The organism is Nosocomiicoccus sp. HMSC09A07 (assembly GCF_001808485.1).
Lineage (GTDB): Bacteria > Bacillota > Bacilli > Staphylococcales > Salinicoccaceae > Nosocomiicoccus > Nosocomiicoccus ampullae_A.
This window is the reverse complement of sequence record NZ_KV793631.1, coordinates 1-1,279: the sequence shown is the minus strand read 5'-3', so window position 1 is coordinate 1,279 and position 1,279 is coordinate 1. Positions and strand designations below refer to the sequence as shown.

The 1,279-nt window shown below is 23.6% G+C and carries 2 protein-coding genes; one reads left to right on the top strand and one right to left on the bottom strand.

Features of this window, described 5'->3' with window-relative positions; all coding sequences use genetic code 11:
- The coding region (locus HMPREF3177_RS08580; protein ID WP_210388783.1) for a hypothetical protein at window positions 1-197 on the top strand (197 nt) is incomplete at its 5' end.
- Window positions 198-200: 3 nt separating this feature from the next.
- On the opposite strand, the gene HMPREF3177_RS03120 is transcribed toward HMPREF3177_RS08580, so the two are convergent.
- Window positions 201-1,232 (bottom strand): hypothetical protein, encoded by a 1,032-nt coding sequence (locus tag HMPREF3177_RS03120; protein ID WP_070457074.1) that lies wholly within the window; start codon window positions 1,230-1,232, stop codon window positions 201-203.
- Between the last annotated feature and the right edge of the window lie 47 nt (window positions 1,233-1,279).

Here is a 1,279-nt window from a genome sequence, read left to right as displayed (position 1 = left end):
GAAATGTACATGCTTATCAAGAACATGAGAAAAACATTCCTTTAAGTAAAAAACAGTATTTACAAAATTATCGACATAGAGAATGTGACAGAGAATTAGAAATAGATCAATACTGTACTTATAATAATAAAAAAGTGTTATTAAAAAACAATCAACTCTCTAGAAGTTGGACATTAAGTCCAACTTTTAGGAGTTAACTATTATTTGTTTTTATTAATAAATTTTTCAAAATAAATTTTATAATTATATAAAAAGGAGTAAAAGTCATCATCAATAGTAGTATATTTACCAATAAGATGATTTTCATTGGATGAGAGTATATCCTCATAAGTATCAAATAAATTTGTTTTTACTTTCTTTTTTAATTTGAATATAGAAGTTTTAACGTGAATATTTTCTAAATAATCATCAATCTCTTTTAAGTAATCATAGATTCTTTGAAAATTATCATTTGCTGCTGGCAAATTCAAATCATCATAATTAGTGAATATTGATATATCTTTTAAGATAATCTCTTTTTTATGAGTTGGATCAGTATATAGATATATAGTAGAGAAATTTTCATTATTAAAGAACATATATTTTGAGTTCTTTACTAATGCTTTTATATCTGACTCGATTCTTTTATTTGTATTAATTATTTCTTCGACACAATCTTGTTTGACAACTAGAGGTGTTATACTCTTAGCATAGACATAGTCTACTCCCACTATTTTTGCAATAATTAATCTGTGACTCCCATCTGTCACTTGAAAATACATATCTTCGTATTGAAAAAAGTCATAATTATTAAACTTTCCATTTTTATCTTCAGATTGAAATTTTTCTTTAATAGAATTAAAATTGTCTTCTTTCTGTAAATGAAAGCACTCAAAAATATTAGAAAATCTTTTTTTACTATAATTTGGTGTATTAATTTTATTATTAATATTAAAAAAAGTTTCATTCATTAATTCATACCAACTCACATTATGTTCTTCTTCTGTTGTTCTTGCAGTAGCATAAATATTATCCAGACTTATTTTTTTAGGATTAACTTCAAATGTTTTTTCATTATTATTATCAACATATAGACAATCCCATTGTGCGTACTTTAGTTTTTCCCTACTATATACTTTAGTTTCTTTTGCTATATCTATATTTTCTTGTGGTACTCCAAGTGAGTATAAATACTCTGAAATAGATTTATAATCATTATGTTTTATTATATTTTCTAAAAATAGATTGCTCATAAAATAACTCCACCTTTTATAATAAAGTATACATTAAACGACCGTTA

Excerpts from the sequence above, each read along its gene's own strand:
- HMPREF3177_RS03120 (WP_070457074.1), bottom strand. The coding sequence starts at position 1,232 with ATGAGCAATCTATTTTTAGAAAATATAATAAAACATAATGATTATAAA.